At 53.4% G+C, this 22,612-nt stretch carries 19 protein-coding genes; 3 read left to right on the top strand and 16 right to left on the bottom strand.

All coding sequences use genetic code 11. The features are described 5' to 3' along the window. Window positions 1-61 precede the first annotated feature (61 nt). Entirely contained in the window at window positions 62-1,504 is a 1,443-nt protein-coding gene (selO, locus tag ABIE10_RS03945) for a protein adenylyltransferase SelO (RefSeq protein WP_047500304.1), read from the top strand. On the opposite strand, the gene ABIE10_RS03940 is transcribed toward selO, so the two are convergent. The 8 genes from ABIE10_RS03940 to ppsR form a co-directional block, all read right to left on the bottom strand. Then, window positions 1,501-2,280 (bottom strand): heme ABC transporter ATP-binding protein, encoded by a 780-nt coding sequence (locus ABIE10_RS03940; protein ID WP_181220500.1) that lies wholly within the window; start codon window positions 2,278-2,280, stop codon window positions 1,501-1,503. The genes selO and ABIE10_RS03940 overlap by 4 nt on opposite strands. After that, window positions 2,273-3,265 (bottom strand): FecCD family ABC transporter permease, encoded by a 993-nt coding sequence (locus tag ABIE10_RS03935; RefSeq protein WP_032947022.1) that lies wholly within the window; start codon window positions 3,263-3,265, stop codon window positions 2,273-2,275. The genes ABIE10_RS03940 and ABIE10_RS03935 overlap by 8 nt, the downstream gene beginning before the upstream one ends. Beyond that, window positions 3,265-4,086: a heme/hemin ABC transporter substrate-binding protein gene (locus tag ABIE10_RS03930; RefSeq protein WP_429154794.1), complete on the bottom strand. Its 822-nt coding sequence runs from the start codon at window positions 4,084-4,086 to the stop codon at window positions 3,265-3,267. The genes ABIE10_RS03935 and ABIE10_RS03930 overlap by 1 nt, the downstream gene beginning before the upstream one ends. Continuing rightward, complete coding sequence (gene chuS / locus ABIE10_RS03925; RefSeq protein WP_259686187.1) at window positions 4,083-5,114, bottom strand: hematinate-forming heme oxygenase ChuS; 1,032 nt, start codon at window positions 5,112-5,114, stop codon at window positions 4,083-4,085. Before chuS ends, ABIE10_RS03930 begins: the two co-directional genes overlap by 4 nt. 47 nt (window positions 5,115-5,161) lie before the next feature. Then, window positions 5,162-7,147, bottom strand: a complete 1,986-nt coding sequence (locus ABIE10_RS03920; protein WP_047500312.1) for a TonB-dependent hemoglobin/transferrin/lactoferrin family receptor — start codon at window positions 7,145-7,147, stop codon at window positions 5,162-5,164. 74 nt (window positions 7,148-7,221) lie between these two features. Next, on the bottom strand, window positions 7,222-7,452 hold the full coding sequence (hemP, locus tag ABIE10_RS03915) for a hemin uptake protein HemP (RefSeq protein ID WP_016156349.1): 231 nt from the start codon (window positions 7,450-7,452) through the stop codon (window positions 7,222-7,224). A gap of 124 nt (window positions 7,453-7,576) precedes the next feature. Then, window positions 7,577-8,623, bottom strand: coding sequence for a 3-deoxy-7-phosphoheptulonate synthase AroH (gene aroH / locus ABIE10_RS03910; protein WP_016152883.1), 1,047 nt, complete (start codon window positions 8,621-8,623; stop codon window positions 7,577-7,579). 126 nt (window positions 8,624-8,749) lie between these two features. Then, window positions 8,750-9,583 (bottom strand): posphoenolpyruvate synthetase regulatory kinase/phosphorylase PpsR, encoded by an 834-nt coding sequence (ppsR, locus tag ABIE10_RS03905; RefSeq protein WP_429154791.1) that lies wholly within the window; start codon window positions 9,581-9,583, stop codon window positions 8,750-8,752. A gap of 327 nt (window positions 9,584-9,910) precedes the next feature. Here ppsR and ppsA point away from each other — a divergent pair, with 327 nt between their 5' ends. After that, window positions 9,911-12,289, top strand: a complete 2,379-nt coding sequence (gene ppsA, locus ABIE10_RS03900) for a phosphoenolpyruvate synthase (protein ID WP_016152885.1) — start codon at window positions 9,911-9,913, stop codon at window positions 12,287-12,289. 94 nt (window positions 12,290-12,383) lie between these two features. Here ppsA and fadK read toward each other — a convergent pair whose 3' ends face one another. The 5 genes from fadK to ABIE10_RS03875 form a co-directional block, all read right to left on the bottom strand. Then, complete coding sequence (gene fadK / locus ABIE10_RS03895) at window positions 12,384-14,030, bottom strand: medium-chain fatty-acid--CoA ligase (protein ID WP_429154788.1); 1,647 nt, start codon at window positions 14,028-14,030, stop codon at window positions 12,384-12,386. Window positions 14,031-14,112: 82 nt separating this feature from the next. Next, on the bottom strand, window positions 14,113-14,406 hold the full coding sequence (locus tag ABIE10_RS03890) for a ferredoxin (RefSeq protein WP_016152887.1): 294 nt from the start codon (window positions 14,404-14,406) through the stop codon (window positions 14,113-14,115). After that, a complete protein-coding gene (locus ABIE10_RS03885; protein WP_429154786.1) occupies window positions 14,403-15,692 on the bottom strand; it encodes an FAD-dependent oxidoreductase in 1,290 nt (429 codons plus the stop codon). Before ABIE10_RS03885 ends, ABIE10_RS03890 begins: the two co-directional genes overlap by 4 nt. A gap of 53 nt (window positions 15,693-15,745) precedes the next feature. Next, a complete protein-coding gene (locus ABIE10_RS03880; protein WP_429154784.1) occupies window positions 15,746-16,681 on the bottom strand; it encodes an electron transfer flavoprotein subunit alpha in 936 nt (311 codons plus the stop codon). Window positions 16,682-16,702: 21 nt separating this feature from the next. After that, window positions 16,703-17,467, bottom strand: a complete 765-nt coding sequence (locus tag ABIE10_RS03875) for an electron transfer flavoprotein (RefSeq protein ID WP_016156353.1) — start codon at window positions 17,465-17,467, stop codon at window positions 16,703-16,705. A 505-nt stretch (window positions 17,468-17,972) separates the two neighbouring features. On the opposite strand from ABIE10_RS03875, the gene ABIE10_RS03870 reads away from it, so the two are divergent. Next, a complete protein-coding gene (locus ABIE10_RS03870; protein ID WP_429154782.1) occupies window positions 17,973-18,863 on the top strand; it encodes an AraC family transcriptional regulator in 891 nt (296 codons plus the stop codon). Window positions 18,864-18,917: 54 nt separating this feature from the next. On the opposite strand, the gene ABIE10_RS03865 is transcribed toward ABIE10_RS03870, so the two are convergent. The 3 genes from ABIE10_RS03865 to aroD all read right to left on the bottom strand — a co-directional run bounded on the left by ABIE10_RS03865 (window position 18,918) and on the right by aroD (window position 22,593). Further along, window positions 18,918-20,069 carry an acyl-CoA dehydrogenase gene (locus ABIE10_RS03865; protein WP_429154780.1) on the bottom strand — a complete coding sequence of 384 codons (1,152 nt, stop codon included), beginning with the start codon at window positions 20,067-20,069 and terminating at the stop codon, window positions 18,918-18,920. A gap of 13 nt (window positions 20,070-20,082) precedes the next feature. Beyond that, window positions 20,083-21,678 (bottom strand): acyl CoA:acetate/3-ketoacid CoA transferase, encoded by a 1,596-nt coding sequence (locus ABIE10_RS03860; RefSeq protein ID WP_046274671.1) that lies wholly within the window; start codon window positions 21,676-21,678, stop codon window positions 20,083-20,085. A 156-nt stretch (window positions 21,679-21,834) separates the two neighbouring features. Further along, window positions 21,835-22,593, bottom strand: coding sequence for a type I 3-dehydroquinate dehydratase (gene aroD, locus ABIE10_RS03855; RefSeq protein ID WP_429154778.1), 759 nt, complete (start codon window positions 22,591-22,593; stop codon window positions 21,835-21,837). Window positions 22,594-22,612 lie beyond the last annotated feature (19 nt).

The following is a 22,612-nucleotide window of genomic DNA, read 5'->3' as shown; positions in this document are numbered from 1 at the left end:
CCCTCATATTTGCTGGTGTTTAACAGGCTTTTAACAGTCTACACTAGAGACAGGAGGCCCTATGACCCTGTCTTTTACCACCCGCTGGCGTGATGAATTACCAGCAACCTATACAGCACTTTCACCCACTCCCCTGAAAAACGCGCGCCTGATCTGGCATAACGATGCGCTGGCGGAGCAATTAGCTATTCCAGAGACACTATTTGATATTCCAACCGGAGCCGGTGTTTGGGGCGGTGAATCGTTGCTTCCCGGGATGTCGCCTTTAGCGCAAGTTTATAGCGGACATCAATTTGGCGTCTGGGCGGGCCAGCTTGGCGATGGACGCGGGATCCTGTTGGGCGAACAACAGCTCGCTGACGGCTCAACGTGTGACTGGCACCTGAAAGGCGCCGGACTTACGCCTTATTCCCGTATGGGGGATGGTCGCGCCGTACTGCGCTCGACAATTCGCGAAAGCCTGGCCAGCGAAGCGATGCATTACCTGGGAATACCGACCACGCGGGCATTGTCGATTGTTACCAGCGACACGCCGGTGTATCGCGAAACGGTAGAATCAGGGGCGATGCTCATTCGCGTGGCGCAAAGCCATATGCGCTTTGGCCATTTTGAGCATTTTTACTATCGCCGCGAGCCGGAAAAAGTGCGCCAGTTGGCTGACTTTGCGATTCGCTATTATTGGCCGCAATGGCAGGAAGAAGCCGATAAGTATCAGCTGTGGTTTAACGATGTTGTCACGCGTACTGCGACGTTAATCGCAGACTGGCAGGCGGTGGGATTTGCGCATGGTGTCATGAACACGGACAACATGTCGATTCTGGGACTGACGATGGATTACGGCCCATTCGGTTTCCTTGATGACTACGTGCCCGATTTTATCTGCAACCACTCAGACAACCAGGGGCGATACAGTTTCGATAATCAACCGGCCGCGGCGCTTTGGAACCTGCAACGTCTGGCGCAGACTCTGTCGCCATTTATCCCGGTCGAGGCGCTTAATGATGCGCTGGACAGTTATCAACTGGCGCTGTTAACTCGCTACGGTCAGCGGATGCGACAAAAGCTTGGCTTCTTTAGCGAGCAAAAAAACGATAACGAACTGCTTAGTGAACTGTTTAACCTGATGGCGCGGGAAAGAAGCGACTATACCCGAACGTTTCGCATGCTCAGTCAGACGGAACAACACAGCGCGCAATCCCCGCTGCGCGATGAGTTTATCGACCGCGCAGCGTTTGATGACTGGTTCACACGGTATCGCTCACGCCTGCAGCAAGACAACATTGCCGACGCAGTCAGACAAACGCAGATGAAGGCGGCTAATCCGGCGATGGTATTACGTAACTGGTTGGCGCAACGGGCGATTAATCAGGCAGAGCAGGGGGATTACGCTGAGCTGCATCGGTTACACGAAGCGTTGCGTACCCCATTTGTCGATCGTGATGATGACTATGTCAGCCGTCCACCTGACTGGGGCAAACGGCTGGAAGTGAGCTGTTCAAGCTAAGGGGCCAGAAACACCTGCGGGGATCCGTTGGCCGGATGCTGGCCAACGTGTACCTGCGCGCCATACCAGCGCTTCAGGTCATCGGCCTGTAACACGGCTTCAGGCGTTCCCTGCGACACCAGCCTGCCGTTGTGCAGCAACACTATTCTGTCTGCCCACAGTGCGGCGAGATTCAGATCGTGAAGCACAATGCACACATGCAGCTCTTGTGAAGCGGTAAGCGTCTTCAGCAAGCGCAACAGATGCTGCTGGTGGTAAAGATCCAGCGCAGAGGTCGGTTCATCAAGGAATAACCAGCCGCGAGGCGCGCCGTCGCACCAAAGTTGCGCCAATGCACGGGCTAACTGTACTCGCTGTTGCTCGCCGCCGGAAAGCGCAGCGTATTGCCGGCCCGCCAGCGGTGTACATCCGGTCATTTCCATCACCTGAGCGATAAGTCGAGGTTCCGACCGCGAGGTCCAGGGCGCACGCCCCATCGCGATGACGGCCTCTACCGGCCAGTCAAATCCCAGTTGCGTTTGCTGGCGCATCACCGCCCGATGCCGCGACAGTGTTTGGGTATGCCATTCATCCAGCGGTTTACCCGCCAGCACGCAGCGCCCTGTAGCCGGTTTCAGAAAACCGGTCAGCAGGCGCAGCAGGGTGGATTTCCCCGCACCATTTGGGCCGATGAGCGCCACCAGTTCACCTTTTTCGAGAGCAAGAGAGACGTCGTCAATCACCGCTCTGCCCGCGACGCGATAGTGAAGCCCTTCAGCGATGAAATGTTCAGCCATGCGGTCCTCGCTGACGAAAAATAAGCCATAAAAACCACGGTGCGCCCAGAAGACTGGTTAGCAAACCGACCGGCATTTCCGCAGGCGCAACCGCCGTACGGGCCAGCGTGTCGGCTATCAGCAATAAAAATGCGCCCGCCAGCACTGAACCTGGGATAACGGCCCGATGGTCTGAGCCGAGCCACATGCGCATCAGATGCGGGATAACCAGCCCGATGAAGCCTATTACGCCGCTTACCGCCACGGCTGCGGCAACCAGCAATGCGCTACAAAGTAGCAAAACACGCTGAACGGTACGCACATCTACGCCGAGGTAATGCGCCTCTTCCTCACCTAACTGCAGCAGGTTCAGCGCCGGTGCCAGACGCCAAATGATCAGCACCGTCGGGACAGTCAATGAAGTGACAGCCAGCAGCGTGGACCATTGCGCGGCCCCCAGACTGCCCATCCCCCATAGCGACAGCTGGCGCAGTTGCGCGTCATTACTGACCCACGACAGAACGCCAACCGCCGCCCCGCACAGCGCGTTGATGGCAATACCGACCAACAGCAGACGTGAGAGTGAAGCGTCGCGTTGTTGGCTAAGGATAAAAATAACCACCGTTGCCGCCAGCGCACCGAGAAAAGCGGCCAGCATGGGGGCGTACAGCATCAACAGCGCGGGCAAAGAGACCGGCAGCACTACCCACAGGGCGACGGCGCAGGCGGCACCGCTGCTTATCCCCAGTAATCCCGGATCGGCAAGCGGGTTGCGGAACAGGCCCTGCATCACGCAGCCCGCGAGCGCCAGAGAACCGCCAATCACCAGCGCCAGCAGGACGCGGGGCAGGCGAATGGTGAGCCAGATTTGACGCAGTGCCTCATCACCATCACGCCACAGCAAACTTACCGGCAGGCGCAACGCGCCAAAACCGGTAGCCATGATTGTCATCACGACCAACATGAGTGCGAGTGTCCATAAAGAACAACGGATACGTCGCGACATCAGGGCAATTGCTCAGCTTTAGCGCGAAGCTGCAAAATGGCCTGCGGGGTGCGTACGCTAAAGCCGAGCAGCGCCATATCGTCAACCTGCAATACCTGTTTATTCCGTCCGGCAGGCGTCTGCGCCAGGCCCGGCAGCGCCCACAGGTTATCTTCGCCCCCCATCGCCTTAACGCCGTCCTGTGAAATCACCACCAGATCGGGCTGGCTGGCAATGACACCTTCCTGCGACAGCGGCTGATAGCGGTTAACACCCTGCATTGCGTTGCGCAAACCGGCGGCACGAATAGCCGCATCGGCTGCGGTTTGCTGGCCCGCTGCCATCGCGGTCATCCCGCCATGATTGAGAATAAACAGCACGCGTTTGTTAAGTTCAGAGGACGGCAACGCCGCCAGTTCCTGACGTAAGCGGGTGCGCAGCGTTTCGCCATCGGCCTCCCTATGGGTGGCTTCGGCGATGACGCGAATTTTTTCATCAATCACGTTAAGCGCGTTGCTTGCCGGGATCGTCACAACCCTGACGTTGCTCTGTTCGAGCTGTTTTAGCGCCAGAGAGGGCTGCGCCTGCGCGCTGGCAAGGACCAGCGTAGGATGGGTGGCAAGGATCCCTTCGGCGTTGAGTTGGCGCAAATAACCGACATCAGGTAGGGCGTTTGCTGCTTCAGGCCACTGGCTGGTGCTGTCTCGCGCCACAAGGGAAGACTGTGCTCCCAGTGCGTATACAATCTCGGTGACATCGCCACCGAGAGCAACAACCCGTTCCCTGGACGCAGCCATCGCGACGATGGGCAGTAGCGCAATCAGGACCAGCAGTTTTTTCATGCGGCCAGCCCTTTCGGCGTCAGTGCGTCAATTTGCGCGCGCCATTGCGTCTGCTCCGGTTCGCCTTCCGTTCGTTGACCATACAACTGGGCGATTTGCGTGCCGTCGGCAGCAAACAGTTCCAGGCTGGTGACGTGGCCATCGGCGGTCGGTTTGCGCGTTACCCATGTTTCTGCCACGCTCTCTTCCAGCAGGTGTAAGGTAAATGTCGGGTTGAATATATTCAGCCAGCCTTTCATCGGCACCAGTTTTTCTATCACACCGGTGAAAATCTGTACGCAGCCACGATTACCCACAAAGACCATAATTTCATTGCCATCCTGGCGCGCGGTGTCGAGTAACTGCGCCAATGCGCTATTTGCGACTTTACAGGCCAGATCGTCGCCCACCAGGTTAAACGCCTGTTGGCGGGTGAGATCGTGGCGTTTCAGCAGACCGAAGAACTGGTGTACATCGGTCATGGCTCGCCACTCTTGATCCACGGTCTGCGCATCGACCGTGACGGTAGCTGGAGTAGAAGGGGTGGCGGGTTGCAGCGCCAGAGGCGGGTTTTCAGCGAAGATGAAACGGGTCAGCAACGCAGCCCATTCCTCAATGAGGGTATTCTGTGTGGCATAGACCTTCAGTAGCGCATCCCCCTGATGGTCAAAGAACTGAATGCTCTGACGCTCACCGTGGGCGGTTGTTTCGCTGATATGGAACACGCTTGCCCACTGATTGAGGAACAGGCGCAGGTCGAGGGCGCGCGGATTGAGTACCAGTCCGGCATGACCGTTCAGGTGCTGATTGGTAAACGCACCAACCTGCTCATGCACCGCATATTCGTTGCGGCATATACATTTGGTTTCGCCGACGGCTTCCAGTGCGCCGAGGATTTCACGCACTTCGCCCCGTAAGCGCCAGGCGTCATGACCGACGCGCGCGAAGGTCAGTTCGGCTTCGCTAATATTCATCAATCCCGCAATATCACGTGCGTATTTGCCAGGATTTTCTTTCTTCAGTTCCAGCCAGCGTGTGTAATGATTCATTGTCTCTTCCTTCCAGATTGCTGCCCCGGCGAACCGGGGAAAAGTGATTACCACTGATAACTCACGAAAATTTTTCCATTACGACCATCCTGCGGAATGCCCTGCGGCGACCAGTACTCTTTGTCGAAGGCGTTGCCCAGTACCAGCGTGGTGGTCATGCCTTTCAGCGCTTGTTGGCCCTGATAGCTCACGTAGAAATCGTTTACCGCATAACCGGGCTGTTTCGTGTAGCTGCTGCTGATATGCGTTGAACGGTCAGCAAAGGTACCTATCCAGCCAACGGAGAAACCGCTGTGCGCAACCGGCACGTTCAGTTTGCTGGTGACGGTATCCGGGTTAATGCTGGAAATGTATTCGCCGGTGTCTGTATCTTTGCCGCGCGTACGGTTATAGGCCATGTCGAGGCTGAACAGATCGGCGGAATATTTCGCCATCACGTCCCAGCCCCAGATTTTGGCGTTGGGGACGTTATAGGACATGGTTGTCGCGGCGGCAAAGTCGACGCTGGTGGAGATGTAATCTTTCGCTTTGGTGTCGAAATAGCTGGCTTTAAATTCGAGCGCATCGCTCGCCATCAACAGATCGTCAAAGCGCAGGCCAAATCCGTATTCCTGGGTTTCGTTGGTTTCAGGGCGTAGGTTAGGGTTCGGCACCCAGTAGTTGGTGTAAAAACGGCCAATCGAGAAGTGTTTCGCATCGTTATACATCTCGCCCATGGTCGGCGCACGGAAGGCCTGAGCGTATGAACCGAACAGCATCAGCCAGTCGGTTGGCGCAACGGTGAGCCCGGCGCGGGACGACCATTTATCGGCATCGACATCTTCATAGCCGTCGCTGCTGCCGCGATAAGAGTCATAACGGGTACCGCCCAGCAGCGTAACCGGCAGGTCGCGCAGGGTGATTTCATCTTGTAACCAACCGGAGCTGAAATCGATTTTTGCCTCCGGGAAACCGGTGGTTGCGCCGCCTGGCTGTTGTTCCTGACGATAGTATTCCCCGCCGTAGGTCAGCAAATGAGATGCAAAAGAGTCGGTAAACAGGCGGCTGCGGTTGTCGATTTTGCCGCCTTTGGTGGTTTGTTTGCGAAACTCGCCGGTGTTATCCGTGTTTTGCGCATTAATGCGTGCTTCGGACCAGTAGACGCGGGCATCCGCGTTCAACCAGTCATTGTCGGCTGGAGCAATCGAGTAGGTCAGTTGCGCGTCGCGCTGGATGGTTGAGCGATCGGTCATCGGGTTGCTGGTGGCATCCGCCGCGCTGGTTTGCGGGTTTTTAGGTTCACGGGCGTCATTGTTGTAGTAACGCAGCGAGCCGGCCAGCGTCTGGGCGCTGTCAATTTTCCAGCTGCCTTTCGCCAGCATATTGTTAATCGCTTCGTCGTTTGGTGCCGTAGTACCGTTGCTCTGGCGCAAATCACCGCGATCGCGACTGGACCAGGCAAGCAGTCCGTCCAGCGTATCGCTGCGACCAAACGCGCTGGCGCCCATACCGAGGCTGTGATCGCCAGTTGCCGCGGTACCGAACACGCGATAACCGCTGTTTTGTCCGGCTTCCAGCAGATCTTTGGCATCCGCAGTGTCATAGGCGATCACACCACCTAACGCGCCGCTACCGTACAGCAGTGCAGAAGGGCCACGGACGACCTCGATGCGTTTGATCAGCGCCGGATCGAGGAAGGTACTGTTCAGGTGTCCGGTGTCGGTTCCCTGACGAACGCCATCAACCAGCACCAGAACGCCACGTCGATCGTAGCCGCGCAGATTCACGTCCTGGCCGTTAGTGCGACCGGTGCCGTCAAGGGTCAGGCCCGGAACCGTACGCAACAGGTCGGCTGCTGAGCTGGCGGTCTGGTTTTCCGGCGCGGTGGCATCAATCACGCTAACCATCATCGGTGCTTCAAAAGCACTACGGGCATTGCCGGTAGCGGTGACGGTCATATCTTCTACCGCCGCATACGCGACGGCGGGCAGGTTACTGATAATCGCCAGCGCCAAGAGCGAAGGGCGCAGGGATGCAGTGTGCAGGTGTGGCATAGCAACTCTCCATTAGGAAATCGAAAAGCGCTGGCTGCCTGGGTACTACCTGGGTGGCTGGCGAAAAGTGGTGTTTATTTGGTCAGAATGAGTTTTCCGGCTTGTGTCTGGCGCAGTAAATAGAGCTGACCATCGTGTTCTATGATCACGCGCCCCTCTTTGCCCAGCAGACTTTTACTGTCAATTCGACGCTCGTTTGGCGCGACGGCTGGCGGTGTTTTTTCTTTTGCGGGCGTTGTTGTGTTATCCATACGTGAATAGTTTTTAAAAATAACAATCAATTTAACAATGATAATCATTATCATCAAACTGCAAAATTGCGGCAAGCCTTTTTGTGAAATAATTGTGACGAGAATAGATTTTGTACAATAAGGAGGGGGAAAACAAAGGATTAGCACCGGGCAACGTGATGTTACCCAGCGAACAGCATTAAAAACGGCTATCAACCGCAGAGGCGAGTTTTTCAACCAGTAGTTCAGTATCTTCCCAGTTCAGGCACGGGTCGGTAATGGACTGGCCGTAAACCAGCGGCTGGCCGCTAACGATTTTTTGCGTACCTTCACGCAGGAAACTCTCCGCCATAATCCCGGCAATCGCCGTCGAACCATTGCGAATTTGCTGGCACACATCATCACAAACGTCCAACTGACGACGATGCTGCTTCTGGCAATTGCCATGGCTAAAATCGACCACCAGATGTTCAGGCAGGGAAAATTCGTGCAGGGTATCGCAGGCGGCGGCAATATCTTCAGCATAATAATTCGGCTTTTTACCGCCGCGCATGATGATATGCCCGTAAGGATTACCGCTGGTCTGATAAATGGTCATCTGGCCGGTTTTATCCGGAGAGAGGAACATATGGCTGGCACGGGAGGCGCGAATCGCATCGACGGCAATACGCGTATTGCCATCCGTACCGTTTTTAAAGCCGACCGGGCAGGAAAGCGCAGAGGCCATTTCACGGTGGATCTGGCTTTCGGTGGTGCGTGCGCCAATGGCTCCCCAACTGATTAAATCGGCAATAAACTGACCGGTCACCATGTCGAGGAATTCTGTTGCCGTGGGTACGCCCAGTTCATTGACCTGCAACAGCAGTTTGCGTGCCAGTTCAATGCCGTGGTTCACGCGGTAGCTGCCGTTTAAATCTGGGTCGGAAATTAAGCCTTTCCAGCCCACTACGGTGCGCGGTTTTTCAAAATAAGTGCGCATCACGATTTCCAGACGCGCCTGATGTTTTTCGCGCAGCGCCTGTAAACGCGTCGCGTATTCCATGGCGGCATCAAGATCGTGAATCGAGCAGGGACCTACGATCACCAGTAAACGAGCGTCTTCACCATTTAATATTTTTTCTATCCGGCGTCGGGAGTCCGTAACATGACGGGCGACGGAGGACGAAACAGGATGCCGTTGCGCAAGCTCTGCTGGAGTGACCAGGTTGTCAATACGCGCAGTACGGAGTTCATCGGTTCTGTTCATTACTTGTCTCAGAAATTTGTTGCTTCAACGGCAGGACTACCGGGAAGTGATGTATATCACAATATCATACTCATCCTGCCTGGTGGCGAGCATAATAACAAAAAATCGAACCAATGCACTAGCATTCTAGTACATGCGGCGATTCAGCCCCATGATGTCGAGGATCTTGGTAGCAATCTCTTCTACCGAATAATTGGTACTGTTCAGCCATGGGATCTGGTTTTTCCGGTATAGCGCTTCCACCTCAGCAACCTCCATCCGGCACTGGCGCATCGAGGCGTAACGGCTGTTTTCCCGGCGCTCTTCGCGGATGGCCGCCAGGCGCTCAGGGTCAATGGTCAGGCCGAACAATTTATGCTGTAACGGCTTCAGGGATGCTGGCAGCACCAGATTATCCATATCATCGGCAATAAAGGGGTAGTTGGCCGCGCGAATGCCAAACTGCATGGCCAGATACAAACTGGTCGGGGTTTTACCGCAACGGGAAACGCCAAGCAGGATCACCTGCGCCTGATCGAGGTTGCGCAACGAAATGCCGTCGTCATGGGCGAGGGTATAATCAATGGCGGCAATGCGCGCGTCGTACTTGTTAAGGTTGCCGGGGTTCAGGCCGTGGGTACGATGGGCGATCGGCGTAGGATCGAGCTTCATCTCTTGCTGCAGTGGGGCAACCAACGCCTGCACGATATCCTGACAAAATCCTTCGCTTTGCAAAATGATCGAGCGAATTTCCGGCAAAACGATAGAGTAAAACACCAGAGGGCGCACGCCAGTTTGTTGATAGATCGCGTCAATCTGGTCTTTAACCGCTCGCGCACGACTCTCATTTTCTACAAACGGCAGCGTAATGCTGCTGATCGTAACCGGAAATTGCGACATTACCGCGTGGCCCAATACCTCGGCGGTGATGGCCGTACCATCAGAAATATAAAATACGTAACGATCAACAGCATTATCCATTTTGCTCATCCTGGGCTGACATAATTCTCTGAAAGCATAAATTAAAATTCGCCAGAAGCGAATATTGCTGCATCTATTTTGTAAAATGAAACGGTATTTTTATATTTACTGAAAAGTACATTTCATTTTTCGGAACAAATGTTTATACCGGTAGTTTTTGTGGTGATCCCCTGTGGCTCGCGGGTTTGCGCAAATGCGGAAACAATCTGAAAAAATAAAAAATAAAGTTGCTTGAACGATTCACCGTTTTTTTCGCTGAAGTAAATATGCAAAGATAATTACGCAAAATTGAGTTTCCTAACCTCGTTCATATATAAGGATTGTTCGATGTCCAACAATGGCTCGTCACCGCTGGTGCTTTGGTATAACCAACTCGGCATGAATGATGTAGACAGAGTTGGGGGCAAAAATGCCTCCCTGGGTGAAATGATTACTAACCTTTCCGGTATGGGTGTTTCCGTACCGAATGGTTTTGCAACGACCGCCGATGCGTTTAACCAGTTTCTGGACCAGAGCGGTGTAAACCAGCGCATTTATGAGCTGCTGGATAAAACGGATATTGACGATGTCACCGAGCTTGCGAAAGCCGGCGCACAGATCCGCCAGTGGATTATCGACACTCCTTTCCAGCCGGAGCTGGAAAATGCCGTCCGCGATGCCTACGCGCAGCTGTCAGCAGACGATGCCCATGCCTCTTTTGCCGTGCGCTCTTCCGCCACCGCAGAAGATATGCCAGATGCGTCATTTGCCGGTCAGCAGGAAACCTTCCTCAACGTCCAGGGATTTGATGCCGTACTGGTTGCTATCAAACACGTCTTTGCCTCGCTGTTTAACGACCGAGCAATCTCTTATCGCGTTCACCAGGGTTATGACCATCGTGGCGTGGCGCTCTCTGCTGGCGTTCAGCGGATGGTGCGCTCAGACCTCGCGTCTTCCGGCGTAATGTTCTCCATCGATACCGAATCCGGTTTCGATCAGGTGGTGTTCATCACTTCCGCATGGGGCCTGGGCGAGATGGTCGTGCAGGGTGCCGTTAACCCGGATGAATTCTACGTGCACAAACCGACTCTGGCGGCAAACCGTCCGGCGATCGTCCGTCGCACAATGGGTTCGAAAAAAATCCGCATGGTCTACGCGCCAACCCAGGAACACGGCAAGCAGGTGACGATTGAAGATGTACCGCAGGAGCAGCGTGACATTTTCTCCCTGACCAACGCAGAAGTGCAGGAGCTGGCGAAGCAGGCGGTACAGATCGAGAAGCACTACGGTCGTCCGATGGACATCGAATGGGCGAAAGACGGTCATACCGGCAAGCTGTTCATTGTGCAGGCGCGTCCGGAAACCGTGCGCTCGCGCGGCCAGGTGATGGAGCGTTATACGCTGCATGCTCAGGGTAAAATTATTGCTGAAGGTCGTGCTATCGGTCACCGCATTGGCGCGGGTCCGGTCAAAGTCATTCAGGACATCAGCGAAATGAACCGTATCGAACCTGGCGACGTCCTGGTTACCGACATGACCGACCCGGACTGGGAACCGATCATGAAGAAAGCGGCGGCGATTGTCACCAACCGTGGCGGTCGTACCTGTCACGCGGCGATCATTGCCCGTGAACTGGGGATCCCGGCCGTGGTTGGCTGTGGTGACGCCACCGAGCGTATGAAGGACGGTGAGAAAGTCACAGTCTCCTGCGCCGAGGGTGATACCGGTTATGTTTATGCTGAGATGCTCGACTTCAGCGTGAAGAGTTCCAGCGTGGAAACCATGCCGGATCTGCCGTTGAAGGTGATGATGAACGTGGGTAACCCGGACCGGGCTTTCGACTTCGCCTGTCTGCCAAACGAAGGTGTCGGCCTGGCGCGTCTGGAATTTATCATCAACCGCATGATTGGCGTACACCCGCGTGCGTTGCTGGAGTTCGATGACCAGACGCCTGAGCTGCAAAACGAAATCCGCGGCATGATGAAAGGTTTTGATTCCCCGCGTGAATTCTACGTTGGTCGTCTGACGGAAGGGATCGCCACGCTGGGTGCAGCGTTCTATCCAAAACGCGTTATCGTGCGTATGTCAGACTTTAAGTCCAACGAATATGCCAACCTCGTCGGCGGTGAGCGTTATGAGCCGCATGAAGAGAACCCGATGCTGGGCTTCCGCGGGGCGGGCCGTTACATTGCTGATAGCTTCCGCGACTGTTTCGCGCTGGAATGTGACGCAGTGAAACGTGTCCGTAACGATATGGGCCTGACTAACGTAGAAGTGATGGTCCCGTTTGTACGTACCGTTGCCCAGGCGAAAGCGGTAGTGGAAGAGCTGGCGCGTCAGGGGCTGAAACGCGGTGAGAACGGACTGAAGATCATCATGATGTGTGAGATCCCGTCCAACGCTTTGCTGGCCGAACAGTTCCTTGAGTACTTTGACGGCTTCTCCATCGGTTCAAACGACATGACGCAGCTGGCGCTGGGACTGGACCGTGACTCTGGTGTGGTTTCTGAACTGTTTGACGAGCGTAACGACGCGGTGAAAGCGCTGCTGTCGATGGCGATTCGTGCAGCCAAGAAACAGGGCAAATACGTGGGTATTTGCGGTCAGGGTCCATCCGATCACGAAGACTTCGCGGCCTGGCTGATGGAAGAGGGGATCGACAGTTTGTCGCTGAACCCGGACACCGTCGTGCAGACCTGGCTGAGCCTGGCTGAACTGAAGAAGTAACATCATGCCGGATGGTGGCGTAAATGCCTTATCCGGCCTACGGTTAGTATGCAACGTAGGCCGGATTAGAGGTTTAGCATTGCCATCCGGTACTTTACCCTTCAACGCTTTCCACACTCTCCACGCTTAAACGCTGAATGATATCCTGACGCAGCAGGTATTTTTGTACCTTGCCTGACGCCGTGCGCGGTAACGTTTCGACAATGACGATGTGTTCCGGATATTTATACTTTGCCACCCGTTTGCGACTAAAAAAGGCCACCACTGATTCCAGCGACAGCGAATGATGCGGCGGTTTCAGCACCACATAAGCGCACGATCGTTCACCTAACCGATCGTCTGGCATCGCGACAACGCAGGCATCATGAATGCGCGGATGCTGCAATAAAATATCCTCCACTTCGCGGCTGCTGATGTTTTCCCCACCGCGCACAATAATATCTTTTTTACGCCCGGTAATTTTGATGTATCCCGCTTCGTCCATGCGACATAAGTCGCCACTGTAATACCAGCCATCTTTATCCAGCGCGCGGGCGGTCAGTTCAGGCTCATCGAGGTAGCCCATAAAAACATTGGGGCCACGCGAGGCCTCTTCACCTTCGACCCCTGCAGGCAACGTATTGCGCGCTTCATCGACGACTTTAATTTCAACGCCTGCGGCGGCATATCCATCGGTGTTCATCATGCGTGAAAGTGAATCGTCGAGATTGACCAGCGCATGCGGCGAGCTCTCCGTCGAACCATAGATGCTTAACAATTTAATGCCGCGCTGTTGGCAGTCACGGGCAATCTTTTGCGGAATAGTGGTGCCACCGCATAAGAAAAAACGTAGTGATGTGAGATCACAGGGCCGTTTTTCCAGACTACACAACATGTCGTAGACGAAGGGGGTTGCACCGAGCACGCAGGTACAGCGTTGTTGCTCGAGCAGTTCAAGACAGGCGGTTGGGTTGAATATATCCAACAATACGCTGCGTGCGCCGATTAAAAACGGCGCGGTAACGCCATGCAAAAAACCGGTAGCGTGTCCCAGTGGGGCAGGCATCAAAAACACATCCTGCCAGGTGAGATTGAGTCGGGCACAGTAGGCGCGTTCGCTGGCAAGGATATTGTTGTGGGTTAACATTACGCCTTTCGGCATTCCCTCGGTCCCGGAGGTAAACAGCACGGCAGCCAGTTCATCGGCGTGAACGTTAATAACCTGGGTTAATGGCGGAGCCAGAAGCAGTTGGCTGAACGCCAGCGAAGCGGTGGCCGGTGCCAGTTTATCTACGGCGACAATCTTTTGCAGATGCGGCAATTGATTTTGCAAGGGGAGGATCAGATCAACCGGTCGGGTCTGTTTAAACAACGTCGGTGCGAAAAAAATCTTCGCTTTGCATTTGTTCAGTACCCACGCCAGTTCCGCTTCGCGCCAGGCAGGCAGCAGTGGTACGGAAACGGCCCCGGTTTTCAGGCAGGCCAGGTAGATAATGGTGAACTCGCACCAGCCAGGCAACTGAAAGGCAATGCGATCGCCGGGTTGGATCCCGCAGGCTACAAACCAGGTTGCCAGACTGCTGGCAGCATCGTTGAGTGCAGCGTAGGTATATGAAGCGCCATGATTATCAACCACGGCGATTTTATCCGGCATGGCTCTGGCGGTTTGGTGCCAGTAATCGCCAAGCGAAGCATCTCCCCATAAACCCAGTTGTCGCCAGGCCTGGCGACGTTCGGCGTTAAACGTAAGTGTGATACTCATGAAGTTATTCCCAGGATTATTTCGGCATACATCTGACCGGATGGCCGGCGCGGCCAATCCGGCGTACAACATGCAAAATCCATTAGCCGTAGCGGAAATCAACGCCAAATGTTCCGAGCGGGTATTCCCATTGTGTGAGGATCGTGTCACCGCACAGCACCCGGCAGGTGCCGCACTCCAGGCAGCCTGCGGAATCAAAATGAATATTTCCACTCTCATCCTGTTTATACAGTCCGGCGGGGCAGGCTTTCAGCAACTTGCGAAATTCATTAAGGTCGGGATGTTCAGCCAGAATGATGTGCGGGTGGCCTTCATCAACATTAAATTTATTGACGCCCAGTTTGACGTCGACGTTAACGTTAGTGTCCTGATTCATAGTGCGGTGGCCCCCTTGATGCCGTCTTTCAGTAAGTTCATCAGCCCAATTTGCCTGGCATGGGACATGATCATCTTGCGAACGGGCTGATTTGGGCTTCCGTCGACGGTAAACATATCGTTCATGATATCGGCCACCATGCGGGGATACTGGGTGGACAGGCGCGGGTTTTCCATCAGCGCCGGGATCTTGCGAAAATGCTGTAAATCACGCATCACACAGCCCTGTTCGAGGGCGCGTTTGTAATCCATCAGGCTACTGGCCGAGTAATCCTGGCGCTCTTTTGCTGCAATGGCTGTTTGGGCGGCGGCTTCTGCGGAGGCTATCGCCAAATCCATGCCGCGCACGGTATAACCCAGATTCAGACAGAAACCAGCGGCATCGCCGACGATCATTACCCCGTCATCAACCAGTTTCGGAACCATTGCCAGACCGCCTTCCGGTACCATATGTGCGGAATACTCCAGCAGTTCACCGCCGGCAATCAGCGGACGAATAGTCGGGTGTCGCTTAAAGTCTTCCAGCATTTGCGGAATGCTTTTCGTGGCATGGGCAATATCCCCCAGACCACACACCAGGCCCAGAGAGATGGAATCCTGGTTGGTATACAGAAATCCGCCTCCCATCAGTCCATCAGACGGTGAGCCTGCGAACAGCCAGGCTGCACCTTCGTTGCCTGACAGATTGAACCGATCCGCAATCACCGCCGACGGTAAGCCGATCAGCTCTTTTACGCCAACGGCATAGTGCTGTGCAGAAGAGGGGGGAACCATTCCCAGCGACCGTCCCAGCATAGAATTAACGCCATCGGCTAGGATGACAATATTGGCTTCAAGGATATCGTCCCCGGCTTGCACTCCGGTGACCTTATTGCCTTCGCGAATTAGCGCGTCGACGCGCACGCCGGGGATGAACTGCACGCCAGCCTGTTCCGCTTTTTCCATTAGCCATGGGTCAAGCCGGTTGCGCAAAACGGTATAAGAGTCCTGCGCTGGCGCGTTGTCTTTTTCACGATGGAAGTCGAGGGTAACGGCGCTCTCTTCGGTCAGGAAGGAGATTTTTTCGCGGGTGACTTTACGTTCGAGAGGCGCTTCCTGCGCGAATCCGGGCATGATGCGCTCAAGGCTGTGCGCGTAGAGTCTCCCGCCGGTCATATTTTTACTGCCCGCACTGTTGCCGCGCTCAATGACCAGTACGTCCAGTCCGGCCCGGGCCATAACGTAGCCTGCCATTGTACCCGCTACACCAGCACCGACCACAATGGCATCAAATTTTTCATCTGACATGCTTTATGCTCCTTTCCCGCCGCGAGGGCAGCGGGAGATGTGCGTTAACGGGATTAGCGGCTGAGATGGTCGATAAGGGCCGGAACCACTTTGTAGATGTCGCCCACCAGACCGTAATCGGCGTAATTGAAAATAGGGGCTTTTTTATCTTTGTTGATGGCGATAATGACTTTCGCGCCGTTACCGCCGACCATATGCTGAATTTGTCCTGAGATGCCCAGCGTGAGATACAGGTCTGATTTCAATAACACGCCAGAAACGCCAATGTAGCGTTCGCGTTCCATCCAGTTTTCGCCTTCGGCAATCGGTCGTGAACAACCCACTTCAGCACCCAGCACGGATGCCAGCTGGCGCACCATTTCCAGATCGTTTTGCGCCACCAGACCGCGACCCACACCCACCACGCGCCTGGCTTTGCTGAGATCCACGCTGCTCACGGATTTGGCACGACGCTCCAGGCACATCACTTCATGGTGCGGCGCGATGTACGTTGCTGAGACAACCGGGCAGTTGTGTGAGGCGTTTTCCGCGACCGGTTCAAGCTGGCCTGGGGCAAGCGTGATAATCGCCAGCGTACTTTTGATTTTTTCTTTGCCAAATGCCAGACCACCATACATCCGGTGTTCGGCGAACAAAATGCCTGCATCCAGCGTTACCGATGTGGCGTCGTTCACCATCGCTGCGTTGAGCTGAATGCTTAAGCGTGCGCCAAGGGATTTGGCTCGTTTAGTCGCGGACATCAGCAACAGCCCGGCGTGTTCCTGCATCAGGGCTGCGATGGTCTCAGCGTAATTTTCAACACGCTGTAAACCGGAGGTTGCGTCGAGCACGACTATCTTATCGGCGCCCAGGGCTTGCAACTGATTGGCCTGGTCGCTGCCTTGTACGATAAGGTGTACCTGCTCACCCCACAGGCGAGCGCCGGCCATTAATTCTGCATAGCGTTCTACGTTATCGCTGAACACCCAGACGTTGGCTAATTTACTCATGATGATTTCTCTCCGTTGGGCTTAGTTCAGGGCTTTTTTCAGATGTTCAGCCAGTTCGGCAATGGCTTCTGCTGAGTCATTTTCCAGAATGATGTGCTGACGTTCTGTTTGCGGCGGCACGGTAAGACTCACCAGCTCCGCTAACGGTGAAGCAGGTATCCAACCAATATCGCTGGCTTGCCACGGGGTGACCGGTTTTTTACCCGCGCCCAGAATCGCCTTCATCGAGGGAATACGCGGTGTGTTGATATCCGACGTCACGCACAGTACGGCGGGGAGCGGCAGATCAATTACTTCGACTTCATCTTCAAGCGTGCGCTCAACCACAAGGCGATCGCCGTTACGTTGGATGCTGCTGACGGCATTAATCACCGGGAGCTGTAATAGTTCGCCAACCAGTAAGCCGACCTGCTGCGCGTAGATATCCCCCGATCCTTCACCGAACAGCATCAGGTCGAAATCCATATTGTTGGCCGCACAGGCCAGCGCCTGAGCGGTATCCCGGGGTAATGAATGCTCCAGTTGTGCATCCTGCACCATATACAAACTGTCCGGCCCGCGGGACAGCACGTCTTTACGCACTTTGGAGTTTTGTAGTAGCGACCCGCCCACCGTTAAGGCGATGATTTCATCACCCTCCGCGCTAAGCTGCGCTGCGGCCTCTATCGCATTTAAGTCAAACTGGCTAATTTTGGCATCGGCCCGGTCAAAGTTAAGCGAGCGCTGTGGGGTAACAACAATGTCCTGTTCTTCAGGCACCAACTTAAAGCAGGTTATTATTTTCATGGCATCTCCAGTGATTCTCGTGTGGATGATGACGTGGTGCGTCATTATCGACAGTAGGGAAAATTGACTGAAAATAGTGTGCGACAGAGGGAGGGCTGTTTTCGACGGGGAAATCTGTTTTCATTGCCAACAATCTTGCAAAAAAAACGTCCCGGGAATGCCTGGTTTATCAGCAATAATCAGACGGTGCGTCCCAGAGGAAAAAACGGGAACACAAAGGCAGTGAAAATAATTGCGAAATGCATCATGTTTTTAATCGCCTCTGCGCTGAATTTGTTTCTTATATGTAAATTATTAATGCAGACTTAATAACATTTATTCTTTTTGATTATTATAAAACGCAAATAATCAATTGCAGCAATGTACCAAAGCAAAAGGTGTCATCTTGCAGACGGCGCAAATAATTTTGTTTCGCCGGGAAGGAATAACGTTGTATAACGTCATTATCGTTTTTATTTTCTGATATTAATAATCCCAAAATTGCTGTCTTTAGGTGGAGGTTGTCATGTATCAACGCTGCTTTGATAATGCCGTGGAGACCCTTTTTGAACAGGGGAAAACCCCAAGATTCTCGCGATTCGTCATCAGTGATGACCCTAACTGGGAGTCGGGTCATCACGTTCACGATAATGAAACAGAGCTTATTTATGTCAAAAAAGGGGTCGCAAGATTAATTATCGATTCGTCGCTGTATGTCGCGCATGCCGGGGATATCGTGGTGATAGAGCAAGGGCGACTCCATGCGGTTGCTTCGGATAGTAGCGCACCTGCAACGACTTACACCTGCGCGCTCTACGGGTTTTGTTTCAACGGCTGGCAGGATAATCAGCTATTGCAGATGCACTCGTGTCCGGTGATTAGCGTTACTCAGGGGAAGGAGGTTATTAAGAGTATCTTTAATGAGTTGGGGGTTATGCTCCCCCAGAGCAAAAATAACCTGACATCTTCAGCCTACGACGCTTTTGCTTATGCTCTAACCGTTTTATTTTACGAAAACTTTAAAAATGCCTATCGTTCTGAGCAAGGTTATATTAAAAAAGATGTCTTAATTAAAGATGTGCTGGTTTATTTAAATAATAACTTCCGAGAAAAAATTACTCTCGATCAGTTATCCAAAAAATTCCGGGCCAGCGTGAGTTATATCTGCCATGAATTTACTAAGGAGTATCGAATTTCGCCGATCAATTATGTGATTCAGCGACGAATGACCGAGGCGAAATTTGCCCTGACGAATACGGAAGCTTCGTTAGCGGAAATATCCTGGCGGGTAGGGTATGAAAATGTCGATCACTTTGCCAAACTCTTTCAGCGGCATGTGGGTTGTACCCCCAGTGATTATCGCAAGCAGTTTAAAAATAATCTGATTGAGCAGGAATGCTTGATCCCAGAGGTCTGATTATCCTGGATCGTGCCGGAAAACGCTTGTGCGCTATCCGGCACGGATTATCGCTTACTTATTCTGATAATCTTTCAGGATTTGGCGTCCGGCGACGTAAATCATAATTTCGTCGGTGCCGCCGCCAATGCGCTCGCAGCGAACATCGCGCCAGAATCGGGAAACGCGCGCTTCATCGGTGTAACCCAGCCCGCCCATGATCTGAATGGCGTCATCAATCACTTCCATTGCCGTGCGGGCGCAGTACAGTTTTGCCAACGCCGCGCTGGTCCGCAGCGACTGTTCCTGATCGGCCTGCCAGGCGACTTTCAACACCATATTGCGCATGTTTTCAATTTTAATCGCCATCAGCGCCAGTTTTTCCTGGATCATCTGGTTATGGCCAATCGGTTTACCAAATGCGATGCGCTGATTAGCGTAACGGGCGGCATCTTCGAAGGCGCACTCGGCGAAACCGGTACTACGCGCGGCGTTGATCAACCGTTCCATCTCAAAGTTGTACATGACGTTGAGGAAGCCCATGCCTTCTTCGCCGACCATATCGCTTTCGTCTACTTCAACATCATCAAGATAAACTTCGCAGGTGCTGAGCATGTGCCAGCCGATTTTATGCAGCGGATTAACCTTAATGCCGGGTTTCTTCGAATCCACCCACCACAGCGTAAAGGCTTTCTTCGGATCTTTCGGCTCCGGGTCGCGAGCCAGTACCAGCATATAAGGATACTCTTTAGCGCCGGTGATAAAGGTTTTTTGTCCGTTGAGATATACCTTGCCGTTTTTGCGGGTGTAGCTGGTGGTGGCGCTGTTATTGTCTGAACCTGCTCCCGGTTCGGTTAATGCCAGCGCATAAGCCGGATCGCCCGTTTCCATGGTGCTTTCTGCCGTTTTACGTAACTGTTCGGCGGAGCCAAAACGACGCATACTGTGAATGCACTGACCGTTCGTGATTAAAAAAGCGGGTGCGCCGCATTTGGAAACTTCCATCAGTGCCAGCATCTGCGTGACGTAATCTGCCGGGATACCGCCGAATTCTTCCGGAACGCCCAGCATTGAAATACCGTTGTCCGAAAGGGCGCGCATAAACTCTTTCGGATAGGTAGCCGTCTGATCGCAGGTACGGAAATATTCCTCCGGGAAATTGCTGGTAATCAGTTCGCGAATGCTGGCAAGCAGCAGCTCTTGTTCTTCAGTTAATGAAAAATCCATCAGGGTACTCCTTTTAATTGGCGGCATCGGGCAATATAAAACCCATCGAAGCATCGATAAATAATCTTTCGTCCATCAGTTTCAGTTCCGGAGAAATAACCGGAGGGAAATCCATTTTGTCCAGAATGTCTTCCTGCAAAGAGACTCCTGGCGCAATTTCGACTAAATGAAGGCCATCTTCTTTTAACGTAAATACAGCACGCTCGGTGATGTAACGGACATCCAGTCCGCGCTCGAGTGCAATTTTTCCGCTGAAAGTGACTTCTGGTAATTCGTTGACGAATTTTTTCACCCGGCCTTCCTGAACGATATTTAATTTGCCATTGGCAACTTCCGTTTTCAGGCTTCCGGCAGTTAAGGTGCCGCAAAATATTATTTTCTTCGAGGTGGCGCTAATATCGATAAAACCGCCGGTCCCCATAATTTTGCCATTGAATTTATGTACGCCGACATTGCCGTGGCGATCCACTTCGGCGAAGCTTAAATAGCATACATCCAGCCCACCGCCGTGGTAGAAGTCAAACTGGGAGGTCATATCCAGAATCGCGCGGGTGTTGACGTTGGCGCCAAAAGCGATGCCCTGGGAGGTAATTCCGCCAATCGGACCGGTCTCGACCGTCAGAATAAAGTCGTCAGCGCAGCCTTCTTCGCGTGCAACGAGACCAATACCATCGGCGATACCCACGCCAACGTTGCCGACCGCGCCTTTACGCATTTCGAACAGGGCGCGTCGGGCCACCAGTTTACGCTGATTGAGCGGCAGGGCAGTCTGCTGGCTGTCATCAAGGACAAAATCGCCCGAGATAAAGCGGTTAACCGGCGCACCGCCGTACAATTGAGTTTGATCGGGATCGATGACCACAATATCGACCAGATAGCCCGGAATACGCACGGCTTTTGGGTGCAGTGTGGCTTTCTTCACCATTTTTTGCACCTGCATCATGACGATGCCGCCGTTGTTGTGAACGGCCTGAGCGATCACCAGCGCGTCGAGATACATAACTTCATCTTCAAACGTGGCGTAACCTTCGCTGTCGCAGGTGGTGGCGCGAATAAAGGCGATGTTTGGCGCAATGGCTTTGTAGTAGAGGTACTCTTTGTTATCAATTTCCACCAGCTTGATCAGATCTTCGGTGGTCACTTCATTCAGCTTTCCGCCCTGTTGGCGGGGATCGACAAATGTTCCGATACCGATCTCACTCAGAATACCCGGCTGGTGGGCTGCCGAGGCACGCAGGGTCTGGGTTAATACGCCCTGAGGATAGTTATAGGCGGCAATTTTATTCTGCTCAGCGAGGTCGGAAATTCGTGGTGATTGTCCCCAGTGGCCGCATAATGCCCATTTGACTAAACCTTCTTGTGCTAACGGGCTAATTCCACGGTCAGCACGGTCACCTAATCCCGTTGGGCTAATCAATGATAAGTTTCGGGGAGAGTGTGCGTTTTTATATTTTTCAGCCAGCGCATTAATTAATGTTGTTGCTTCGAGAATACCGCCACCTGCGCCTAATACACAGAGCGTTGCCTCATCAGGAATATAATTAATGGCATCCGCTGCGGATAATACGGGGACCCGACCATCAATGCGTTTTGGTCTTGATAATTTCATATGAACTCCAGATTATATGCGTGCGACTACCTGTCGCTATATTCGACAATAATAATGTGAGTTATTTAATAATGTCCGGCCATCTGCCCGATATTCGTGATTAAGCGAATATCTGGGGCAGGGCATTACTGATATTAATATGGATAAACGGTACTATTACGCCTGATGCAATATGGTCAAAACGGTACGTAGGTCGGTGACCGAAATTTGCCCAGGGGCAGAGGCTTTTTTCACCGCACCAAAGGTTGCCGCTGAACCGAAAACCTCACCGGACAGACGTGAAATCACCCCTGTTTTAGCCATCGACATAGTAATGATCGGGCGATCGGCATAGCGTTCCTGCATTTCCAGAGTTGCGCCAAGCAGGGTCAATACATCCGTTTTGTTTTGCGGCATCAGGGCGATTTTCGGGATATCAGCGCCAAGCTCCTGCATTTTACGCAGGCGCAGGACAATCTCTTGTGCCGCTGGCGTCTTATGGAAATCATGATTCGACATAATGACGGCGACATTTTTTTCATGTGCATATTCGACGGTGGCTTTAATCAGTTCGTCACCGGTGAAAAGCTCCAGGTCAATCATATCGACCAGACCGCTATCTACCGCCGCACGGTTTAGCGCAATATAGTTTTCGACAGCCAGCGCCTGTTCACCACCTTCTTTGGCACTACGGAAGGTGAACAGCAGCGGTTTGTCAGCTATCACCTCGCGGATGACGCGTGCAGCTTCCAGTACGGCATCAACGGAGGACACCTCGGTGAAATGGTCAACGCGCCATTCCAGAATGTCGAAATCCGCCTCGCGATAGGCCAGCGCTTCGCTTTTTACCGTTGCGATGTCTTTACCCATCAGTGAGACAATGATCTTCGGCGCACCCTCGCCAATGACGAGGTTTTTTACGGTTACGGTTTTCATCGATTACCCTTTAAATATT

This window comes from Citrobacter sp. 506 (genome assembly GCF_050434985.1).
Lineage (GTDB): Bacteria > Pseudomonadota > Gammaproteobacteria > Enterobacterales > Enterobacteriaceae > Citrobacter > Citrobacter braakii.
The sequence above is the reverse complement of the archived record's forward strand: the minus strand, read 5'-3'. Positions and strand labels throughout refer to the sequence as shown.

Excerpts from the sequence above, each read along its gene's own strand:
- selO (WP_047500304.1), top strand. The coding sequence starts at position 62 with ATGACCCTGTCTTTTACCACCCGCTGGCGTGATGAATTACCAGCAACC.
- ABIE10_RS03940 (WP_181220500.1), bottom strand. The coding sequence starts at position 2,280 with ATGGCTGAACATTTCATCGCTGAAGGGCTTCACTATCGCGTCGCGGGC.
- ABIE10_RS03935 (WP_032947022.1), bottom strand. The coding sequence starts at position 3,265 with ATGTCGCGACGTATCCGTTGTTCTTTATGGACACTCGCACTCATGTTG.
- ABIE10_RS03930 (WP_429154794.1), bottom strand. The coding sequence starts at position 4,086 with ATGAAAAAACTGCTGGTCCTGATTGCGCTACTGCCCATCGTCGCGATG.
- chuS (WP_259686187.1), bottom strand. The coding sequence starts at position 5,114 with ATGAATCATTACACACGCTGGCTGGAACTGAAGAAAGAAAATCCTGGC.
- ABIE10_RS03920 (WP_047500312.1), bottom strand. The coding sequence starts at position 7,147 with ATGCCACACCTGCACACTGCATCCCTGCGCCCTTCGCTCTTGGCGCTG.
- hemP (WP_016156349.1), bottom strand. The coding sequence starts at position 7,452 with ATGATAATGATTATCATTGTTAAATTGATTGTTATTTTTAAAAACTAT.
- aroH (WP_016152883.1), bottom strand. The coding sequence starts at position 8,623 with ATGAACAGAACCGATGAACTCCGTACTGCGCGTATTGACAACCTGGTC.
- ppsR (WP_429154791.1), bottom strand. The coding sequence starts at position 9,583 with ATGGATAATGCTGTTGATCGTTACGTATTTTATATTTCTGATGGTACG.
- ppsA (WP_016152885.1), top strand. The coding sequence starts at position 9,911 with ATGTCCAACAATGGCTCGTCACCGCTGGTGCTTTGGTATAACCAACTC.
- fadK (WP_429154788.1), bottom strand. The coding sequence starts at position 14,030 with ATGAGTATCACACTTACGTTTAACGCCGAACGTCGCCAGGCCTGGCGA.
- ABIE10_RS03890 (WP_016152887.1), bottom strand. The coding sequence starts at position 14,406 with ATGAATCAGGACACTAACGTTAACGTCGACGTCAAACTGGGCGTCAAT.
- ABIE10_RS03885 (WP_429154786.1), bottom strand. The coding sequence starts at position 15,692 with ATGTCAGATGAAAAATTTGATGCCATTGTGGTCGGTGCTGGTGTAGCG.
- ABIE10_RS03880 (WP_429154784.1), bottom strand. The coding sequence starts at position 16,681 with ATGAGTAAATTAGCCAACGTCTGGGTGTTCAGCGATAACGTAGAACGC.
- ABIE10_RS03875 (WP_016156353.1), bottom strand. The coding sequence starts at position 17,467 with ATGAAAATAATAACCTGCTTTAAGTTGGTGCCTGAAGAACAGGACATT.
- ABIE10_RS03870 (WP_429154782.1), top strand. The coding sequence starts at position 17,973 with ATGTATCAACGCTGCTTTGATAATGCCGTGGAGACCCTTTTTGAACAG.
- ABIE10_RS03865 (WP_429154780.1), bottom strand. The coding sequence starts at position 20,069 with ATGGATTTTTCATTAACTGAAGAACAAGAGCTGCTGCTTGCCAGCATT.
- ABIE10_RS03860 (WP_046274671.1), bottom strand. The coding sequence starts at position 21,678 with ATGAAATTATCAAGACCAAAACGCATTGATGGTCGGGTCCCCGTATTA.
- aroD (WP_429154778.1), bottom strand. The coding sequence starts at position 22,593 with ATGAAAACCGTAACCGTAAAAAACCTCGTCATTGGCGAGGGTGCGCCG.